Raw genomic sequence first — 18845 nt, 5'->3', positions numbered from 1 at the left:
CTCTGTCGCGAGTCGCAGGCGATGCCTGGGCATTCGCTGCGTTTGTCGATCTTTGCCATGAGCCGCAGGTCTAACCGAACGGTCAATGGCGGAGAGGGAGGGATTCGAACCCTCGATGAGGCTATAAACCCCATACTCCCTTAGCAGGGGAGCGCCTTCAGCCACTCGGCCACCTCTCCCTGATCGACGGCGCGTAGGTTACCCATTTCGCCGGGGCTTGTCCAGTCGAAGCCCAAACTTTTTTCAAAAAAACCTCAAAGGATGAATGGTTTACCGCGAGAGGCGAGGCGTAGCGTGGTATCGAGAGCGTAGAGGAGGGTTCCGAGACGAGCCCGAGCCGATAAAGGGGACGACTTCACCAGCCCAGACGGTTCCAGTATGCGCACTGCGCTATACGCCGGGACCGCCATCTTCGTCTTCGGATTTCTCACGCTGAATACGCTGATAGATCTCTTCGCGATGGACGGCCACATCCTTGGGCGCATTGACGCCGATGCGCACCTGATTCCCTTTCACTCCCAGGACGGTGACGGTGATATCGTCGCCGATCATGAGAGTCTCTCCCACTCGACGGGTCAGGATGAGCATTGTCTGATCTCCTTCTCAGGGCCTTCTTCCATTCTCGGGTCACGCTCTCGGGCCGCTTGCGGCGGTCGCTCACCGCCCGAGGAGCGATTATGCGTCATAGGCCTACCAGGCCAATGACGCCGTTCCATGACAACCCTCGGCTACGTTGAAGAAGCGCTCGATTCCTTTCACTTCGTCCAACTCACCCTAAGCGTAGAACGCCTGAGACATTCTTGAAGGTTTATTCGGTTATTCGCTTTGGATGCTGTCTTTGTCGAGGCCGAAGGCGGTGTGGAGCGCGCGCACGGCGAGTTCCATCGTCTTCTCGTCGATGACCACGGAGATCTTGATTTCGGAGGTCGAGACCATGCGGATGTTGATGTTCTCCTCGGCCAGCACGCGGAACATCTTGGACGCCACACCGGCGTGCGAACGCATGCCCACGCCGACCAGCGAGACCTTGGCGATGTTGTCGTCGCCGCGCAGCTCGCCGCCGCCCAATGCGGGGATGACGTCATCCTGAGGAGGATGCGCATGGTCTGCTTGTAGTCGCCCTTGCCCACGGTGAAGGTGAAGTCGGTGTAGTCGCCGGTCGGCGCCACGTTCTGCACGATCATGTCGACTTCGATGTTGGCATCGGCGATCGGGCCGAGAATGCGCGACGCGACCCCGGGGACGTCGGGGGTGTTGAGCAGCGTCAGCTTGGCTTCGTTGGCGGTGAAGGCGATACCGGAGATCAGCGGTTCTTCCATCGATTCGATTTCCTCGTCTGCCACGATCAGCGTGCCGGGCCCTTCCTCGAAGCTCGACAGCACGCGAAGCGGTACATTGTATTTGCCGGCGAACTCCACCGAGCGGATCTGCAGCACCTTGGAGCCGAGACTGGCCAGCTCGATCATCTCCTCGACGGTGATGCGCTCCAGGCGCTGCGCCTTGGAGCAGACCCGCGGGTCGGTGGTGTAGACCCCGTCCACGTCGGTGTATATCTGGCACTCGTCGGCGCCCAGGGCCGCGGCCAGCGCCACGCCGGTAGTGTCCGACCCGCCGCGACCGAGGGTGGTGTGTTGCCCTCTTCATCGACCCCCTGGAAACCGGCGACCACGACGACCTGACCCTCGGCCAGGTCTTCCTTGAGGTCATCGGTCTCGATGCGCTGGATACGCGCCTTGGTGTGCGCGCTGTCGGTGCGGATACCCACCTGCGCCCCGGTGTAGGAAGTGGCCGGTACGCCCAGTTGATGCAGGGCCATGGCCAGCAGCGAGATGGTGACCTGCTCGCCGGTGGAGACCAGCATGTCCATTTCGCGCGGGGTGGGATCCTCGTTGATCTGGCTGGCGAGGTCGATCAGGCGATTGGTCTCGCCGCTCATCGCGGACACCACCACCACGATCTGATGACCGTCGTCACGGAAGCGCTTGACCTTCTCCGCGACCGCCTTGATCCGCTCGACGGTGCCCACCGAGGTCCCACCAAACTTTTGTAGTATAGCGCCATGAGTCTGTTCGTCACTCCCTAGCGTTGTGGGCCGCCCTGGGGTGGCGGCCGCCGTGTATGTCGGTTCAGCCCAACTGATCGGCCACCCACGCATGCACACTGTCGAGCGCCTGCGGTAGCTGGCTCGGGTCGCTGCCGCCGGCCTGCGCCATGTCGGCACGCCCGCCGCCCTTGCCACCGACCTGGGCCGCCACGTGGTTGACCAGTTCCCCGCCTTGAGCCGCCCGGTGAGATCATCGGTGACCCCGGCGATAAGGCTGACCTTGCCTTCCTGCGCGGCGCCGAGCACCAGTACGCCGGAGCCCAGTTTCTGTTGAGCTGGTCGTGCAGGCCGCGCAGCTCCTTGCCCCCGACTCCTTCGATGCGAGTGGCGAGTACGCGCACGCCGGCGACCTCGCGCACGGCATCGAGCAGCTCGTTGCCGGCCGCGCTGCCACCTTGGCCTTGAGCCGCTCGAGCTCCTTCTCCAGCGTGCGCTGGCGCTCGAGCACGCTGTCCAGACGTTCGACCACCTGCTCCGGGCGCGCCTTGAGCCGCTCACCCACGGCGTTGAGCTGGCGCTGGGCGTCGAACCAGGCCAGAGCCCCTTCTCCCGTGACCGCTTCGATGCGCCGTACACCAGCGGCGGTGCCGGACTCCGCGACGATATGGAACGGCCCGATATCGCCGGTACGCGCCACGTGAGTGCCACCGCAAAGCTCGATCGAGAAGCCGTCGCTGCCAATGGTCAGCACGCGCACGGAATCGGCGTACTTGGCTTCGAACAGCGCCTGCGCGCCCTTGGCCTTGGCCTGGTCGAGGGTCATCTGCTCGGTGTGGGTCGGCGCGTTGGCCAGGATCTCAGCGTTGACGATGCGGGTGATTTCCGCCAGTTGATTCGGCGTCACCGGCTCGAAGTGGCTGAAGTCGAAGCGCAGGCGCTCGGCGCTCACCAGCGACCCTTTCTGCTGGACATGATCGCCCAGGGTACGCCGCAGCGCCTCGTGCAGCAGGTGGGTGGGGAGTGAGAGTGATTGCGCATGGTCGCCTGGCGCAGCGAGGCGTCGACCTGCGGCGCGAGCGTCTGCCCCACGCTCAGCTCACCCTCGAGCAGCACGCCTTCGTGCAGGTGGTGACCCGCCTGCTTGCGCGTATCGGTGACCTGGAAGCGCGCGCCATCACCGCGCAGATAGCCGGTGTCACCGACCTGGCCGCCGGACTCGGCGTAGAACGGCGTGCGGTCGAGCACCACCACACCTTTCTGGCCCGCTTCGAGGCGTTCGCGCTCGTTACCCTGGGCATCGACGATCGCGCTCACCGCGCCTGATCCGCGAGCCGGTCGTAGCCGGTGAACTCGGTGCTGCCCTCGAGAGTCAGCGCGCGCCTCGTAGTTGCCGCCGAACTGGCTGGCGGCGCGGGCGCGCTGGCGCTGCGCTTCCAGCTCGCGCTCGAAGCCGGCCTCGTCGAGGGTCACGCCGCGCTCGCGGCAGACATCGGCGGTCAGGTCATAGGGGAAGCCGTAGGTGTCGTAGAGCTTGAACACGGTCTCGCCCGGGAGCACATCGCCGTCGAGATCGGCGAGCGCCGCCTCGAGCAGCCCCATGCCGTGGTCCCAGCGTCCGCGCGAACTGCTCTTCTTCCTTGAACAGCACACGTTCGATCTGCTCGCGCGCCTGGCGCAGCTCCGGGTAGGCCTCGCCCATCTCGGCGTCGAGCGCTGCCACCAGCTTGTGGAAGAAGGTGCCACTGGCACCGAGCTTGTGGCCGTGGCGGATGGCGCGGCGGATGATCCGCCGCAGCACGTAGCCGCGCCCCGTTGGAGGGCAGTACGCCATCGACGATCAAGAAGGCACAGGAACGGATATGGTCGGCGATCACGCGCAGCGACGGCGTGGTGGTGTCGGCATGGCCGGTGACCTCGGCGGCGGCGGCCAGCAGCGCCTGGAACAGATCGATCTCACATTGGAGTGCACGCCCTGCATCACTGCGGCCATGCGCTCCAGGCCCATGCCGGTATCGATCGACGGCTTGGGCAGCGGGTGCAGCTCGCCGCTGGCATCGCGGTCGAACTGCATGAAGACCAAGTTCCACACCTCGATGTAGCGGTCGCCATCCTCTTCCGGGCTTCCCGGCGGGCCGCCCCATACCTCGGGGCCGTGGTCGTAGAAGATCTCCGAGCACGGGCCGCACGGGCCGGTGTCGCCCATCTGCCAGAAGTTGTCCTCGTCGAGCCGCGACAGCCGCGCCGGATCGACGCCGATCTCGTCGACCCAGATGGTCGCCGCCTCGTCGTCGTCGCTGTGGTGCACGGTGACCCACAGACGCTCCTTGGGCAGCCCCAGCACCTCGGTGATGAAGGTCCAGGCAAAGCGAATGGCATCGGCCTTGAAGTAATCGCCGAAGCTGAAATTGCCCATCATCTCGAAGAAGGTGTGATGACGCGCGGTATAGCCGACGTTATCGAGATCGTTGTGCTTGCCGCCGGCGCGCACGCAGCGCTGGGCCGAGGTCGCCCGCACATAGGGTCTCGGGTCGCGCCCCAGGAAGACATCCTTGAACGGCACCATACCGGCGTTGGTGAAGAGCAGGGTCGGGTCGTTTTCCGGCACCAGAGAGGCAGAAGGCACGATGGTGTGTCCGCGCTCCTCGAAGTAGTTCAGGAAAGCCTGTCTGATAGCTGCGCTTTTCATAAACAATCCGTAGCGAGAGTCCGTGGCAAAAATCCGTGACGACGGATCTTGGCGAAAGTCCGTGACGATAGGCGTGCCCACGGCGGCAAACGGACCACGTGGCGACGCGCAGACGGCCGTCTCGGCAGCGATGTGCTGCTCCTGCGGCCATCGCAAGGCGCGTTAGTATAACGTGGTCGACTGTGAGTCTGTCGAGTGCGACACCCATGTCGCCGACATTCGCCGCCGTCGGGCGGGTCGCCTCCCAGCGCCGGCAACGCCAGAACCGGTCCGCCCGGCTCTGGGGTCATGGGGGGGGAACCGGAACGAAGGAAAGAGAAAAGAGAAGCTGAGTAAGCGGGAACTGATAAAGAGAAGGACGGAAAGGGAACCGGGAAAAGGCGGAAAAGGGAACCGGGAAAGAGAAGCGCTTGCCGCAGGCGCGGCGTGGAAGCGCGGCTGTGAGCCGCCAGGGCGAGAGATATCGTGTTCCGGCGCGTTGCGCTGACAGCGCAGACGCACCGCCAGGCTCGGCAAGGTCGAAGATAAAGCCCTAGAACTCAGACCTCCCAGGCGTGGCGCATGGCGTGGCGCACCTGATCGAAGCCGAACCCGCGCCCGGCCAGGAAGCGTTCGCGCTTGGCCCGCTCGCGGGGCGTGCTACCGGGCCCGGCGAAGCGCTTGGCCAGGGCCTGACACGCCAGCGCCTGCCAGTCCGGCGCCTCCGCCTCGAGGGCCAGCGCGGCCAGGGCGTCGTCGATGCCGCGCTGGGCCAGATCGCCGCGAATCCGCACCGGGCCGTGACCGAGCTGCACCCGGGAGCGCACGAAGATCTCGGCAAAGCGGGTGTCGGACTGCAGCCCTTCCGCCGCCAGCGTGTCCAGGGTGGCGGCGATCTCATCCGACTCGACGCCCTTGGCCGCCAGGCGCTGTTCGAGCTCGGCGCGGCTGTACTCGCGGCGTGCCAGTAGTGCGATCGCCCGCTCCCGGGGCGGGATCTCCGCAGCGTCAGCCATGGCGTGCCCTCCTCCTCGGTGACGACCTGAACATCGCGCGCGCCTTCAACCCAACCGCCTGCCCCGCCTCGCGCTACAGCAGCGAGTCGTTGGCGTCGTCGGTGGCCGCGGCTTCCGCCTCTTTCTCCTTTTCCTTCTCCTTGGGCGCGGCGACGGCCAGCAGCTGGGCGCGAATCTGATCCTCGATCTCGGTCATGATCGCCGGATTCTCTTCCAGATACTGGGCCGCATTGGCCTTGCCCTGACCGATCTTGCTGCCCTTGTAGCTGTACCAAGCACCGGCCTTGTCGACCAGGCTGCACTGCACGCCCAGGTCGATCACTTCGCCGGCATGGTAGATGCCCTTGCCGTAGAGAATCTGGAACTCGGACTGGCGGAACGGCGGCGCCACCTTGTTCTTGACTACCTTGACCCGGGTTTCGTTACCGGTGACCTCGTCACCCTGCTTGACCGAGCCGATGCGGCGAATGTCGAGACGCACGCTGGAGTAGAACTTCAGCGCGTTGCCGCCGGTGGTGGTCTCGGGGCTGCCGAACATCACGCCGATCTTCATGCGGATCTGGTTGATGAACACCACCATGCAGTTGGCGTTCTTGATGTTGCCGGTGATCTTGCGCAGTGCCTGCGACATCAGACGCGCCTGCAGGCCGACGTGGGAGTCGCCCATCTCGCCCTCGATCTCGGCGCGGGGTGAGCGCCGCCACCGAGTCGATGATGATGACGTCGACACCGCCGGAGCGCACCAGCATGTCGCAGATCTCCAGCGCCTGCTCACCGGTGTCCGGCTGCGACACCAGCAGCTGGTCGAGATCGACCCCCAGTTTCTCGGCGTAGCTCGGATCGAGGGCGTGCTCGGCGTCGATGAATGCGCAGGTCTTGCCCTGCTTCTGGGCCTGGGCGATCACCGACAGGGTCAGAGTGGTCTTGCCCGAGGATTCGGGGCCGAAGATCTCGACCACACGGCCGTAGGGCAGACCGCCCACCCCGAGCGCGATATCCAGCCCCAGCGAGCCGGTCGAGACCACCGGGATAGCAGTGCGCGGCGTATCGCCCAGACGCATCACGGTGCCTTTGCCGAATTGGCGGTCGATCTGCGACAAAGCCGCGCTGAGTGCCTTGCTGCGATTTTCGTCCTGTGCCATGAAAGTCTCCTGTGAGTACGTCGAAGACGAGCCTTGGAAAGCTGGCGTCGTGGAATGGCGGCCGGAAAGTGCCCGCCGCCTCTGGACACTCCGTCAGCCGGCTCGGCTCGAGAATCCGCTGCGACGGGCGAGACGGCCAGGCCGCCCGATCACTGTATGATTAGCCAGTAGTATGGCGAAAAAAAATCGCTCGCGCCTATATCCTCGCATCGATTTTCCGCGTGCGTCGCTGCATTTTCCGGGATCGCGCCCGGCGAGGCCAGCGCCAAGTGCCCCTCAGGCCTTGGCGACGAGCGATTCGAGCAGCCCCGCCAGGGCGATCGCCACCGCCTGGGCGCGCACCGCGGCACGCTCCCCCGGCAGCCGGAAGCACGCCACTCGCTGGGCCTCGGCATCGCCCCAGGCGAACCATACCGTGCCCACCGGCTTCTCGGCACTGCCGCCGCCAGGGCCGGCCACGCCGCTGATCGCCACGCCGAGCTCCGCGCCGCTGTCGCGGCAGGCGCCGGCGACCATCTCGCGCACGGTGGCCGCGCTGACCGCCCCATGCGCCTCTAGCGTCTGCGCCGACACCCCCAGCATGCGCTGCTTGGCGGCATTGGCGTAGGTGACGTAGCCGCTGGCGAAGTAGCCCGAACTCCCGGCGATCGCGGTGATCGCCTCGGCCACGCCACCGCCGGTACACGACTCCGCCGTGGTGACGAAGCAGCCGGCGTCCAGGCAGGCTTCGCCCAGGCGTCGGGCGAGCACCTGCGGGTCCTGATCACTGCCGGGGGGCAGCGGATAGTCGGTTGGCAAGCTCATGGGGTCTCCTGCGGCTCGATCGCTGCGCCGGCCTCGTCTCCCGCACAGGCGCGTCGTGTCATGCCGGTGCTGACACACGCATGATCGCGGTTGTGAAGGGTGGCATGCGAGTGGTGTCTGGTGCGTAGTATGCGAGCTTTGCGCGCCGACGCAACGCGCTCGGCCAACGCACAGCACAAGCGCGCCCCGGCGGGCGACTATTCGGCCTCGCGCGGATAGGTGGGCGGCAACGGCTGCGCGTGACCCCCGGCACACAGATCGGCGACCGCGATCTCGAGCAGAATGACCGCCAGTTCGCTGACGTTGACGTTGCGCCGGTTGGCCTCGATCGAGAGCAGCCTGAACGTGGAGTCACTGAGGTGATTGAGCACCAGCCGGGCCATGAGGGGGTCCTCGGATGCCGATTTCACCCACTGTAACGATTCGCCCGCCGCCGGTGAGACTGAAAACACTACACCTCGGGCATGAACCGGCATCACCCCGGCGTGGGCGATCAGCGATGCAGCGACGCAGACCCCCGTGGTAACCTTCGGCCTTTCTCCATGTTTCATGCTTCATGCTTCGCCGGCCCCGGCGAGGCGCGTGCCGCAATGATGCCCCAAGATACCTAGAGAGCCTCGTAACGCCATGCAGGATACGGCCGCCAGCAAAGCCCAGCAGCATACGCCGATGATGGCACAGTACCTCAAGATCAAGCGCGAGCATCCCGAGGTGCTGCTGTTGTCTACCGCATGGGCGATTTCTACGAACTGGTCTACGACGACGCCAAGCGCGCTGCCAAGCTGCTCGACATCACCATGACCGCGCGCGGCCAGTCCGCCGGCCTCCCCGATCCCATGGCCGGCGTGCCCTACCACAGCGCCGAGTCCTATCGCGCGGCTGGTGCGCTCGGGCGAGTCGGTGGCGATCTGCGAGCAGATCGGTGACCCCGCTACCAGCAAGGGGCCGGTGGAGCGTCGGGTGGTGCGGATCGTCACCCCCGGCACGCTGCATGACGAGGCGCTCTCGACGACGCCGCGACAATCTGCTGGTGGCCCTGCACCGCCACGGCGAACGCTGGGGCATCGCCTCTGGAGCTCTCCAGCGGCCGCTTCGCGGTGCTCGAGGTCGACGGCGAGGCCGACATGCAGGCCGAGATCCATCGCCTGCACCAGCCGAGCTGCTCGCCGCCGAGACCCAGACCTGCCCCCGGCGCTGGCCGAGCGCACCGGGCTGCGCCGCCAGAACGACTGGCACTTCGACCTGGAGACCGCCAACCGCTGCTGTGCGACCAGTTCCAGGTGGCCGATCTGCGCGGCTTCGGCTGCACCCATCTGGAGGTCGCGCTGGTCGCCGCCGGGGTGCTGATCGACTACGCCCCGCGAACACCCAGCGTTCACGCCTGCCCCACGTCATATGCGCTGAACATCGAGAGCCGCCAACGACGCGGTGGTGATCGACGCCGCCAGCCGCCGCAATCTGGAGATCGACATCAATCTCGGCGGCAGCGGCGACAACACCCTGGCCAGCGTGCTCGATACCACCACCACGCCGATGGGCTCGCGCCTGCTCAAGCGCTGGCTCAACCGGCCACTGCGCGATCGCGCCCAGGTCAGTGCGCGCCAGGCGGCGGTGCAGCTGATGCTGGAACAGGACGACCATCTGGCGCTGCGCGAGATCCTGGGCGAGGTCGGCGACGTCGAGCGTATCCTCGCCCGAGTTGCCCTGCGCAGCGCCCGCCCGCGCGATCTGGCCCGCCTGCGCGACGCGCTCAATGCGCTGCCCCAACTGCAGAGCGCGCTGGGCGCGATCGAGGGAGAGAGCGCCCTCGACGACCTGGCCCGGCACATCCGCCCTACCCCGAAACGGCGGCGACCCTCAGCCAGGCGCTGATCGACAACCCGCCGGTAGTGATCCGCGACGGCGGCGTGATCCGCGAGGGCTTCGACGCCGAGCTCGACGAGTACCGCGGCCTGGCCGAGCACGCCGGCGACTATCTGGTGAAGCTCGAACTGCGCGAGCGCGAGCGCACCGGCCTGGGGACTCAAGGTCGGCTACAACCGGGTCCACGGCTACTATATCGAGATTCCCCGGGCCCAGGCCCGCGAGGTGCCGGTGGGACTATATTCGGCGCCAGACGCGACAACGCCACTGAAGAATGCCGAGCGTTTCATCATTCCCGAGCTCAAGGAGTTCGAGGACAAAGCGCTGTCGGCCAAGTCGCGCGCCCTGGCCCGCGAGAAGCTGCTCTACGAGGGGCTGATCGAGACCCTCAACGCCGAGCTCGACGCGCTGCAGGCCACCGCCCGGGCGCTGGCCGCACTGGACGTGCTGTGCGCCTTCGCCGAGCGCGCGCGGAGTCTCGACTTCGTGCGCCCGCAGCTCGGCGAGACGCCCGGTTTCGCGATCATCGGCGGCCGCCACCCGGTGGTCGAGCACGTCAGCCAGCACCCCTTCGTGCCCAACGACCTGGTGCTCGACGACGCCCGCCGCATGCTGGTGATCACCGGCCCCAACATGGGCGGCAAGTCGACCTACATGCGCCAGGCTGCGCTGATCGCCCTGCTCGCGCATACCGGCAGCTTCGTGCCCGCAGAGCGTGCCGAGATCGGCCCGGTGGATCGCATCTTCACCCGTATCGGCTCCAGCGACGATCTCGCCGGCGGCCGCTCGACCTTCATGGTGGAGATGACCGAGACCGCCAGCATCCTCCATAACGCCACCGCCGAGAGCCTGGTGCTGATGGACGAGATCGGCCGCGGCACCAGCACCTTCGACGGCCTCTCGCTGGCCTGGGCCAGCGCCGAGCATCTGGCCCGTGCGCGCGCCTTCACCCTGTTCGCCACCCACTACTTCGAGATGACCGCGCTGGCCGAGCAGCAGGAGACGGTGGCCAACGTCCACCTCACCGCCGCCGAGCACAAGGATGGCATCGTCTTCATGCACCGGGTCGAAGAGGGGCCGGCGAGCCAGAGCTACGGCCTCCAGGTGGCCCAGCTGGCCGGCGTGCCGCAGCCGGTGATCGCACGTGCCCGCGAGAAGCTGGCCAGCCTCGAGCAGCCCCCGGCCGCCGTGGCCGAGCGCGGCGTGGCCGCCAATGCCGCCGCGCCGCAGCAGGCGGACCTGTTCGCAGCCCCGCCGCATCCGCTGGTCGAGGCGCTGGAGTCGCTGGACGTCGACGCCCTCACGCCGCGCGCGGCGCTGGAACTACTTTACGAGTGGAAGGCCAAGCCGTAGCCGGCTGGCGCCGTGGCGGGCCAGCTCGGCCCGCCACGGCATAACGCCATTCCCAGACGTTCCCAGCCTCAACTTGCCGCTGCCGGCGAGCGACGCCTAGAATATGGCGCCATTCCAACGTGGCATCCGCGTGCGCATGGCGGATACCCGGGCACGACCGGCGTGGAGCGTCGTGAGCGGGCAGCAAACGCAAGAACAGCGGCCGGCAGAGGCCGCGACCCAGTGACCGTGACCGAGAAAAAGAGGGGCCAGCCGCGTATCCGCCCCGGCAATAGGAGAGATCACCCATGACGTTCGTCGTCACCGAGAACTGCATCAAGTGCAAATACACCGACTGCGTCGAAGTCTGCCCGGTGGACTGCTTCTATGAGGGCCCGAACTTCCTCGTCATCCATCCGGACGAGTGCATCGACTGCGCCCTGTGCGAGCCGGAGTGCCCCGCCGAGGCGATCTTCTCGGAGGATGAACTGCCGGCGGGCCAGGAGAAGTTCATCGAGCTGAACGCGGAGCTTTCCGAGGTGTGGCCCAACATCACCGAGCAGAAGGACCCGCCGGAAGATGCCAAGGAGTGGGATGGCAAGCCCAACAAGATCGAGCTGCTCGAACGCTGATTTGCCATTACGCAAATCGGACGCAATCGGACGCTCGCTGCCGAAGAACGCAAGAAGGCCGCTCAATGAGCGGCCTTCTTGGTTTATCGGTCTACAGCGATTTTACTGCCCCTTGATGGCCTTCAGGCCAGGATAGGCGGCTTTCTCACCCAGCTCCTGCTCGATCACCAGCAGGCGGTTGTACTTGGCCACGCGGTCGGAGCGGCACAGCGAGCCGGTCTTGATCTGGCCGGCGGCGGTGCCCACCGCGAGGTCGGCGATGGTGGTGTCCTCGGTCTCACCGGAGCGGTGCGAGATCACCGCGGTGAAGCCGGCGTCCTGGGCCATCTTGATCGCGTCCAGGGTCTCGGAGAGCGAGCCGATCTGGTTGAACTTGATCAGGATCGAGTTGCCGATCTGCTCGTCGATGCCGCGCTTGAGGATGCGCGTATTGGTGACGAAGAGATCGTCGCCGACCAGTTGCACGCGGTCGCCGAGCTTCTCGGTGAGGGCCTTCCAGCCGTCCCAGTCGGACTCGTCCATGCCGTCCTCGACCGAGACGATCGGGTAGGCGTCGCACAGCTCGGCCAGGTAGTCGGCGAAGCCGGCGGCGTCATAGGACTTGCCTTCGCCGGACAGGTCGTAGGTGCCGTCCTTGTAAAACTCGCTGGAGGCGCAGTCGAGGGCCAGGGTGACATCCTTGCCCAGGGTGTAGCCGGCATCGGAGACCGCCTGCTTGATCACCGCCAGCGCCTCGGCGTTGGAGGCCAGGTTGGGGGCAAAGCCGCCCTCGTCGCCCACCGAGGTGGAGAGCCCCTTGGCCGACAGCACCTTCTTCAGCGCGTGGAAGATCTCCGCACCCATGCGCAGCGCCTCGCGGAAGTTGGGCGCGCCCACCGGCTGGACCATGAACTCCTGGATGTCGACGTTGTTGTCGGCATGCTCGCCGCCGTTGAGGATGTTCATCATCGGCACCGGCATCAGGTAGTGGCCCGGCTGGCCGTAGAGCTCGGTGATATGCGCGTAGAGCGGCACGCCCTTGGCGATCGCCGCGGCCTTGGCCGCCGCCAGCGACACCGCGAGGATGGCGTTGGCGCCCAGATTGGCCTTGTTGTCGCTGCCGTCGAGATCGAGCATGGCCTGGTCCAGCGCACGCTGGTCACTGGCATCCATCCCCACCAGGCGCTCGCGGATCTGACCGTTGACGGCCTCTACCGCCTTGAGCACGCCCTTGCCCAGGTAACGCCCCTTGTCGCCGTCACGCAGCTCGAGCGCTTCCCGCGAGCCGGTGGACGCGCCGCTCGGCGCGCAGGCGCTGGCGCTGATGCCACCGCTCAGCACGACCTGAGCCTGAACGGTCGGGTTACCTCGGGAATCGAGCACTTCGAGGGCGCGAATATCAACGATCTCAGCCATGTTACGTCGTCCTGTCGGTTGAAAAACTCAAGCAGTGAGCGTGAAGCGTCCGGCACGGCGTGTGCCGAACGCGGAAAAGCGGATTCATGTTACCAGCTTTCGCCGGCGCGACGAGACGCCGCGTGGCGTTTCACGGCCAGCACGAGTACCCAAAAGTACATGAGTACCGAAAAGTGAGTACCGAAAAGAGAGTATGAGCCCTGCACAAAGAGAGCGGGGGATGAATCGCTTCATCCCCCGCCGCGGTCACTCCTGGTGGCTCGCGCCCTGCTGCCGCTGGCGGCTCGCCTTGTGCTCCAGCGCCGCATTGACGAAGCCGGTGAACAGCGGATGGCCGTCGCGCGGCGTGGAGGTGAACTCCGGGTGGAACTGACACGCCACGAACCAGGGGTGATCGGGCAGCTCGATCATCTCCACCAGCGACTGATCGCCGCTCTTGCCGGAGATCACCAGACCGGCCTGCTCCAGCTCGCCGATGAACTGGTTGTTGACCTCGAAGCGGTGGCGATGGCGCTCGGTGATGGTATCCAGGCCATAGATCGCCTGTGCCCGCGAGCCGGAGGCGAGCTGGCACTCCTGACCGCCTAAGCGCATGGTGCCGCCCAGGTCGGAGGCTTCGTCACGCAGCTCGATCTGACCCTCGGCGTTGATCCACTCGGTGATCAGGCCGACCACCGGGTGCTGGGTGTCGCGGGTGAACTCGGTGGAGTTGGCATCGGCCCAGCCGGCCACGTGGCGGGCGAACTCGATCACCGCCACCTGCATGCCGAGACAGATACCCAGATACGGAATGCCGTTCTCGCGGGCGAAGCGGGCGGTGGCGATCTTGCCCTCGACACCACGCTCGCCGAAGCCGCCGGGCACCAGAATGGCATCCTTGCCGGCCAGGCGCTCGGTGCCGTGGCGCTCGATCAGCTCGGAGTCGATGTACTCGACGTTGACCTTGACCCGAGTCTGGATACCGGCATGGGTCAGCGCTTCGTTGAGCGACTTGTAGGCGTCGAGCAGCTCCATGTACTTGCCGACCATGGCGATGTTGATCGACTTGAGCGGGTTGAGCTTGGCATCGAGCACGTGGACCCACTCGGCCAGATCGGCGGCCGGCGCGTCCAGGCGCAGCTTGTCGCAGACGATGTCGTCGAGGCCGTGCTCGTGCAGCATCAGCGGAATGCGATAGATGGTGTCGGCATCCTGCAGCGGGATGACCGCGCGCTCCTCGACGTTGGTGAACAGCGCGATCTTGCGCCGCTCGCTCTCCTCCAGCTCGACTTCGCTGCGGCAGATCAAAATGTCCGGCTGGATACCGATCGAACGCAGCTCCTTGACGCTGTGCTGGGTCGGCTTGGTCTTGGTCTCGCCGGCGGTCTTGATGTAGGGCACCAGGGTCAGGTGCATGAACAGCGCACGGCTGGCCCCGACTTCACTGCGCAACTGGCGGATCGACTCCAAAAACGGCAGCGACTCGATATCACCGACGGTGCCGCCGATCTCCACCAGCGCCACGTCGTACCCCTCTCCCCCTTTGATCACCCGGTGCTTGATCTCATCGGTGATGTGCGGAATCACCTGCACCGTACCGCCGAGATAGTCGCCGCGGCGTTCCTTGCGCAGCACGTGCTCGTAGACGCGGCCGGTGGTGAAGTTGTTGCTCTGGGTCATCTTGGTGCGGATGAAGCGCTCGTAGTGGCCCAGGTCGAGGTCGGTTTCCGCGCCATCCTCGGTGACGAACACCTCGCCATGCTGGAACGGACTCATGGTGCCCGGATCGACGTTGATGTACGGATCCAGCTTGAGAATGGTCACCTTGAGGCCGCGGGCCTCAAGAATGGCCGCCAGCGAGGCCGCCGCAATGCCCTTGCCCAAGGAGGACACAACGCCGCCGGTCACGAAGATATATCGTGTCATGGAAAACCTGTCGAATCGTGGTCGTAAAGCCGTGAGAAAGACCCGGGGGAGAAAGTCGGGCCAGGATGGGACGCCAGACTACCAGAGAGCGGCCGCCGGCTCAATTTGCGCTGCGCGAAAGCGCGGTCACCGCAGCGCTCAGCCGTGCACCGCCCGCTGCAGCCGCTCCAGACGATGATCGCGAATGCCCAGGGCGTGGAGATCGCCGACCGTGTTGTCGAGATACTCGCGGCAAGAGCCGAGCACACCACGGCCGGTACGCAAGAGCCGGATCACCGTCTCGTCGGACTGACGTCCGATGTAACGATCGTGGGCCGGATTGATCACGAAAGCGATACCCCACAGCGGGCCGATATCGCTGCTCAGGCGCACCCAGCGCGGCTGGTAGGCACCAGTGAGCATTTCGCGGCGCCACACCAGGGTCAGCTCACGCTCCAGGTTGGCCGCCGGCACCCGCAGCGCCACCCCGCGGCACGAGCCCCCCGGCGCCAGCGCCAGCATCAGCCCCGGGGACTCGGGCGTACCACGGCCGTGCTCGAGCTTGAGGCAGAAGTCGCGGTGATAGCCGTAGAGCCGGCAGGTGTGGCGCTCGGCGACCTCAACGCAGGGGTTCCAGATCAGCGAGCCGTAGGCGAACAGATAGACGCCATCGAGGTCGCGGGCGGGCTCGGGCACGCTCGCCAGCATCTCGCGCACGGAGGCGTCCAGCGCCGCCGGCGAGGTCAGCGGCACCTCGGGATAGGTGCGCTCGAAGTAGCGGCGCAGGCGGTCCTGTTCGAGCACGTCGCGGGTCATCGCGAGCGACTGCTCGCCGGACTGCGGGTCGCTGGATTGGGAATCTCTCATGCGGGTCACCCCTGGCAGTGATCGAGCGGCCGCCGGCACGGCGACCGCGGCGGGCCGGTTTTTTACGCCAACCTCAAGGCTTGCGCGCGCCGACGCCATAGCGCAGCAGCGCATGCAGGGCGATGGCGCCGAAGGTGGCGGTCCCGATGCCGTCCAGGGTAAAGCCCCCCAGGGCCAGCGAGAAGTTGCCCGCACCCAGCACCAGCGTCACCGCCACTACGATCAGGTTGGTGGTATCGCCCAGATCGACCGCGTTCTGCACCCAGATGCGCGCGCCGGCCACCGCGATCAGCCCGAACACCACGATCGAGGCTCCGGCCAGCACCGGCCCTGGAATGGTCTGGATCAGCGCGCCGAAGCGCGGCGAGAAACCGAGCAGGATGGCGAAGCCGGCGGCGGCGACGAAGATCAGCGTCGAGTAGACCTTGGTCACCGCCATCACCCCGATGTTCTCGGCATAGGTGGTGACGCCGGTGCCCCCGGCGCTGCCCGAGACCACGGTAGCCACGCCGTCGGCGAAGAAAGCGCGCCCGATGTAGGGGTCGAGATCGCGCCCGGTCATCGCGCCCACCGCCTTGATGTGCCCCAGGTTCTCGGCCACCAGGATCACCGCCACCGGCGCGATCAGGACCATGGCGTGGGGATCGAACTGCGGCGCGCTGAAGGTCGGCAGCCCCAGCCAGGGGGCGGCGCCGATCACCGAGAAGTCGATCGGCGTGCCCCAGCCGAAACCGTTGGTGACCAGGGCATAGATCGCATAGGCGGCGATCAGCCCGATCAGGATCAGCAGCCGCTGCAGCATGCCCCGGGTGAGCACCGCCGCCAGGCCGATACACAGCACGGTCACCAGCGCCATGAGCGAATCGAAGGTGGAGCCGGCGACACTGGACACCGCCACCGGGGCCAGGTTGAGCCCGATGGTCATGACGATGGCGCCGGTCACCACCGGCGGCAGCAGCACGTCGATCCAGCGCGTGCCCAGCGCCATCACCACCAGCCCGACCAGGGCGTAGAGCACGCCGCAGGCGATGATGCCGCCCAGCGCCACGCCGATATTGGGGTTGGCGCCACTGCCGGCATAGCCGGTGGCCGCGATCACCACACCGATGAAGGCGAAACTGGAGCCCAGGTAGCTGGGCACCCGACCGCCGACGACGACAAAGAACAGCAGCGTGCCGATCCCCGACATCAGGATCGCCAGATTGGGGTCGAAGCCCATCAGCAGCGGCGCCAGCACGGTGGAGCCGAACATCGCCACGGCGTGCTGGATCCCCATCAGCAGGGTCTGGGGGGCGGCTAGCGTCTCGTCGGGGGCGACCAGGGCGACGCGCTTGGCGTCGACGCGGCGCCAGTGCGGAAACCAGGATGACATCGGGTTTGTTCTCCAGAGCAGCGGCCGGGGCGCCAGCGGCGTTCGACCGCGCGAAAGCGATTGTTGTCAGCGTGGCCGGCGAATCGACGGGCCGGCGCGCATTCTAGCGCAGTCACGGATCGCTGCCTCTCCCCTGTGGCTTCACGCCAGGCCGGCGCAGGTGAACTACGCTGAGGCTATCGGTGCCGTCACGCGGCCCGAGCGCGAGTTCCCGGCGTCGCCATCGGGGAAGGATGGGACGCCCGCCACCAGCCAACCAGGGAGTGGATATGCAACGCTACGACTATCTCATCGTCGGCGCCGGCATGGTCGCCGCCAACGCCGTCGACGGCATCCGCGAGCGCGACAGCGAGGGCAGCATCGGCATTCTGGGCGCCGAGCCGCGCGGGCCGGTGACCCGCCCGGCGCTCCCAAGAAGCTCTGGACCGATCCCGACTTCGGCTACGACAAGATTTGGATGCAGCCGGAGCAGGACCCCGGTACCACGCTCCACGTCGATACCCGGGTCAGCGCCATCGACCGCCAGGCGCGCAAGGTCACCACCCATAACGGCGAGACCTTCGGCTACGGCCAGCTGCTGCTCGCCACCGGCTGCGAACCGATCCGTCTGGATCTGGCCGAGAGCGAGCGGGTGCGCTACTTCCGCAGCGTCGATGACTACGACCATCTGCGCCGGCTGGCGGGCGAGAATCGCCACATCGCGGTGGTCGGCGGCAGCTATATCGGTAGCGAGCTGGCCGCGGCGCTGATCCAGAACGACTGCCGCGTCACCCTGATCTGCCCCGAACCGGTGCTGGGCGGCGGCATGCTGCCGCCGGAGGTCGCCGACCGCCTGCACCAGACCTACCTCGACCACGGCGTGGCGCTGCTCAGCGGGCGCAAGGTGAAGGCGGGTCGCGAGGCCGACGGCACGGTCACGCTAGAACTCGACGATGGCAGCGAGCTCGCCGCCGACGGCGTGATGTTCGGACTCGGGTCGAGCCCTGCACCGAACTGGCGCAGGCGGCCGGACTCGAGATCGACGGCGGTATCCTGGTCGACGAGCGGCTGCGCACCGCCGACGCCGCGATCTACGCCGCCGGCGATGTCGCCACCTACCCCGACCGCATCCTCGGGCGCTGGCACGCCGAGCACGTTGACAACGCCAACTGTCAGGGCGCTGCGGTCGGGCGCATCATGGCCGGCAGCGACGAGGCCTACACCCACACCCCCTACTTCTACTCCAACGTCTTCGATATCGCCTGGAAGGCGCTGGGGCGGCTCGACAGCACGCTCGACATCGTCGCCGACAGCAACGCTGACAAAGGGGTCTACTATTTAGAGTCGGCCCATCTAGACTCGGGCCACCTGGAATCAGGCCGCGTGGTGGGGGTACTGCTGCTCGGTTTCGACGAGGCCCCGCTCGACGCCGCACGCGAGGTGCTCGCCGAACGCGGGCCACAGGATGCCACCACGCTCAGCGGACGCATTCCGTTGGGCTGAGCGGTGTCCGCGCCGCGGACTGCCGGCGGCTCAGGCCGTCGGCAGGCGAGCAGCCATTACCCGGGAGCGACGCTCGATCTCTTCGAGCATGCCGGCACACTCGTCGGACATGCCGCTGTCGCGGGTCTTGCCCAGTGCCAGCAGCGCTTCCAGCTGGCGGCATACCGCGCTCGCCTGCTCGGCGTCGTCGACATCGCTGTCGAGCACGTGATCTTCCAGCGTGCGCATCAGCGTGTTGGCCTGGTCGAGAATGTTGCGTTCGAGTCGGATCATGCGGTTACCTCTGGCGTTTGCGATGCAGGGAAAGCGCGCCACTCTAGCGATTCGGCGCCGCCGACACCACCCCG

The 18845-nt window shown here is 66.6% G+C and carries 14 protein-coding genes, 1 tRNA gene and 6 pseudogenes; 5 read left to right on the top strand and 16 right to left on the bottom strand.

Annotated features, from left to right (window positions below; genetic code table 11):
- Nucleotides 1-86: 86 nt before the first annotated feature.
- The 11 genes and pseudogenes from CN538_RS11395 to CN538_RS11360 all read right to left on the bottom strand — a co-directional run bounded on the left by CN538_RS11395 (nt 87) and on the right by CN538_RS11360 (nt 8054).
- A tRNA-Ser gene (locus tag CN538_RS11395) sits at nt 87-179 on the bottom strand.
- Nucleotides 180-390: 211 nt separating this feature from the next.
- Entirely contained in the window at nt 391-588 is a 198-nt protein-coding gene (gene csrA, locus CN538_RS11390) for a carbon storage regulator CsrA (RefSeq protein ID WP_035475538.1), read from the bottom strand.
- 228 nt (nt 589-816) lie between these two features.
- A pseudogene (locus tag CN538_RS11385) lies at nt 817-2061 on the bottom strand (aspartate kinase).
- Between the two features lie 65 nt (nt 2062-2126).
- On the bottom strand, nt 2127-2267 hold the full coding sequence (locus CN538_RS26310) for a DHHA1 domain-containing protein (protein ID WP_422917581.1): 141 nt from the start codon (nt 2265-2267) through the stop codon (nt 2127-2129).
- A gap of 27 nt (nt 2268-2294) precedes the next feature.
- Complete coding sequence (locus CN538_RS26305) at nt 2295-2993, bottom strand: hypothetical protein (protein WP_422917499.1); 699 nt, start codon at nt 2991-2993, stop codon at nt 2295-2297.
- Nucleotides 2990-3643, bottom strand: a complete 654-nt coding sequence (locus CN538_RS26300) for an alanine--tRNA ligase-related protein (protein ID WP_422917498.1) — start codon at nt 3641-3643, stop codon at nt 2990-2992. Before CN538_RS26300 ends, CN538_RS26305 begins: the two co-directional genes overlap by 4 nt.
- A pseudogene (gene alaS, locus CN538_RS26295) lies at nt 3546-4730 on the bottom strand (alanine--tRNA ligase). The gene CN538_RS26300 and the pseudogene alaS overlap by 98 nt, the downstream one beginning before the upstream one ends.
- A 539-nt stretch (nt 4731-5269) precedes the next feature.
- Nucleotides 5270-5725 (bottom strand): regulatory protein RecX, encoded by a 456-nt coding sequence (locus CN538_RS11375; protein ID WP_106419495.1) that lies wholly within the window; start codon nt 5723-5725, stop codon nt 5270-5272.
- Nucleotides 5726-5798: 73 nt separating this feature from the next.
- Nucleotides 5799-6867: pseudogene (recA, locus tag CN538_RS11370) on the bottom strand (recombinase RecA).
- Nucleotides 6868-7143: 276 nt separating this feature from the next.
- A complete protein-coding gene (locus CN538_RS11365) occupies nt 7144-7671 on the bottom strand; it encodes a CinA family protein (RefSeq protein WP_106419494.1) in 528 nt (175 codons plus the stop codon).
- Between the two features lie 197 nt (nt 7672-7868).
- Nucleotides 7869-8054 carry a hypothetical protein gene (locus tag CN538_RS11360; protein ID WP_106419493.1) on the bottom strand — a complete coding sequence of 62 codons (186 nt, stop codon included), beginning with the start codon at nt 8052-8054 and terminating at the stop codon, nt 7869-7871.
- A 348-nt stretch (nt 8055-8402) separates the two neighbouring features.
- On the opposite strand from CN538_RS11360, the pseudogene CN538_RS22870 reads away from it, so the two are divergent.
- The 4 genes and pseudogenes from CN538_RS22870 to fdxA all read left to right on the top strand — a co-directional run bounded on the left by CN538_RS22870 (nt 8403) and on the right by fdxA (nt 11498).
- A pseudogene (locus CN538_RS22870) lies at nt 8403-9018 on the top strand (MutS N-terminal domain-containing protein).
- Between the two features lie 84 nt (nt 9019-9102).
- Nucleotides 9103-9543, top strand: coding sequence for a hypothetical protein (locus CN538_RS22865; RefSeq protein ID WP_242495015.1), 441 nt, complete (start codon nt 9103-9105; stop codon nt 9541-9543).
- A 162-nt stretch (nt 9544-9705) separates the two neighbouring features.
- Nucleotides 9706-10887, top strand: a pseudogene (mutS, locus tag CN538_RS22860) (DNA mismatch repair protein MutS); the annotation flags it as partial.
- Between the two features lie 287 nt (nt 10888-11174).
- Nucleotides 11175-11498, top strand: a complete 324-nt coding sequence (gene fdxA / locus CN538_RS11350; protein ID WP_035475638.1) for a ferredoxin FdxA — start codon at nt 11175-11177, stop codon at nt 11496-11498.
- A 102-nt stretch (nt 11499-11600) separates the two neighbouring features.
- Here fdxA and eno read toward each other — a convergent pair whose 3' ends face one another.
- From eno to CN538_RS11330, 4 genes are all read right to left on the bottom strand, one after another.
- A complete protein-coding gene (gene eno, locus CN538_RS11345) occupies nt 11601-12893 on the bottom strand; it encodes a phosphopyruvate hydratase (RefSeq protein WP_106419492.1) in 1293 nt (430 codons plus the stop codon).
- A 246-nt stretch (nt 12894-13139) separates the two neighbouring features.
- Nucleotides 13140-14798, bottom strand: coding sequence for a CTP synthase (locus CN538_RS11340; RefSeq protein ID WP_106419491.1), 1659 nt, complete (start codon nt 14796-14798; stop codon nt 13140-13142).
- A 138-nt stretch (nt 14799-14936) separates the two neighbouring features.
- Entirely contained in the window at nt 14937-15644 is a 708-nt protein-coding gene (locus tag CN538_RS11335) for a gamma-glutamylcyclotransferase (protein WP_164999584.1), read from the bottom strand.
- A gap of 73 nt (nt 15645-15717) precedes the next feature.
- Nucleotides 15718-17016 carry a solute carrier family 23 protein gene (locus tag CN538_RS11330; protein WP_106419489.1) on the bottom strand — a complete coding sequence of 433 codons (1299 nt, stop codon included), beginning with the start codon at nt 17014-17016 and terminating at the stop codon, nt 15718-15720.
- A gap of 457 nt (nt 17017-17473) precedes the next feature.
- Here CN538_RS11330 and CN538_RS11325 point away from each other — a divergent pair.
- A pseudogene (locus CN538_RS11325) lies at nt 17474-18069 on the top strand (FAD-dependent oxidoreductase); the annotation flags it as partial.
- Between the two features lie 459 nt (nt 18070-18528).
- On the opposite strand, the gene CN538_RS11320 reads toward CN538_RS11325, so the two are convergent.
- Entirely contained in the window at nt 18529-18771 is a 243-nt protein-coding gene (locus CN538_RS11320) for a hypothetical protein (RefSeq protein WP_035475645.1), read from the bottom strand.
- Nucleotides 18772-18845 lie beyond the last annotated feature (74 nt).

The organism is Salinicola tamaricis, assembly GCF_003006155.1.
Lineage (GTDB): Bacteria > Pseudomonadota > Gammaproteobacteria > Pseudomonadales > Halomonadaceae > Salinicola > Salinicola tamaricis.
Note: the sequence above shows the minus strand (reverse complement) of the source record. Positions and strands in the feature narration are given on the sequence as shown.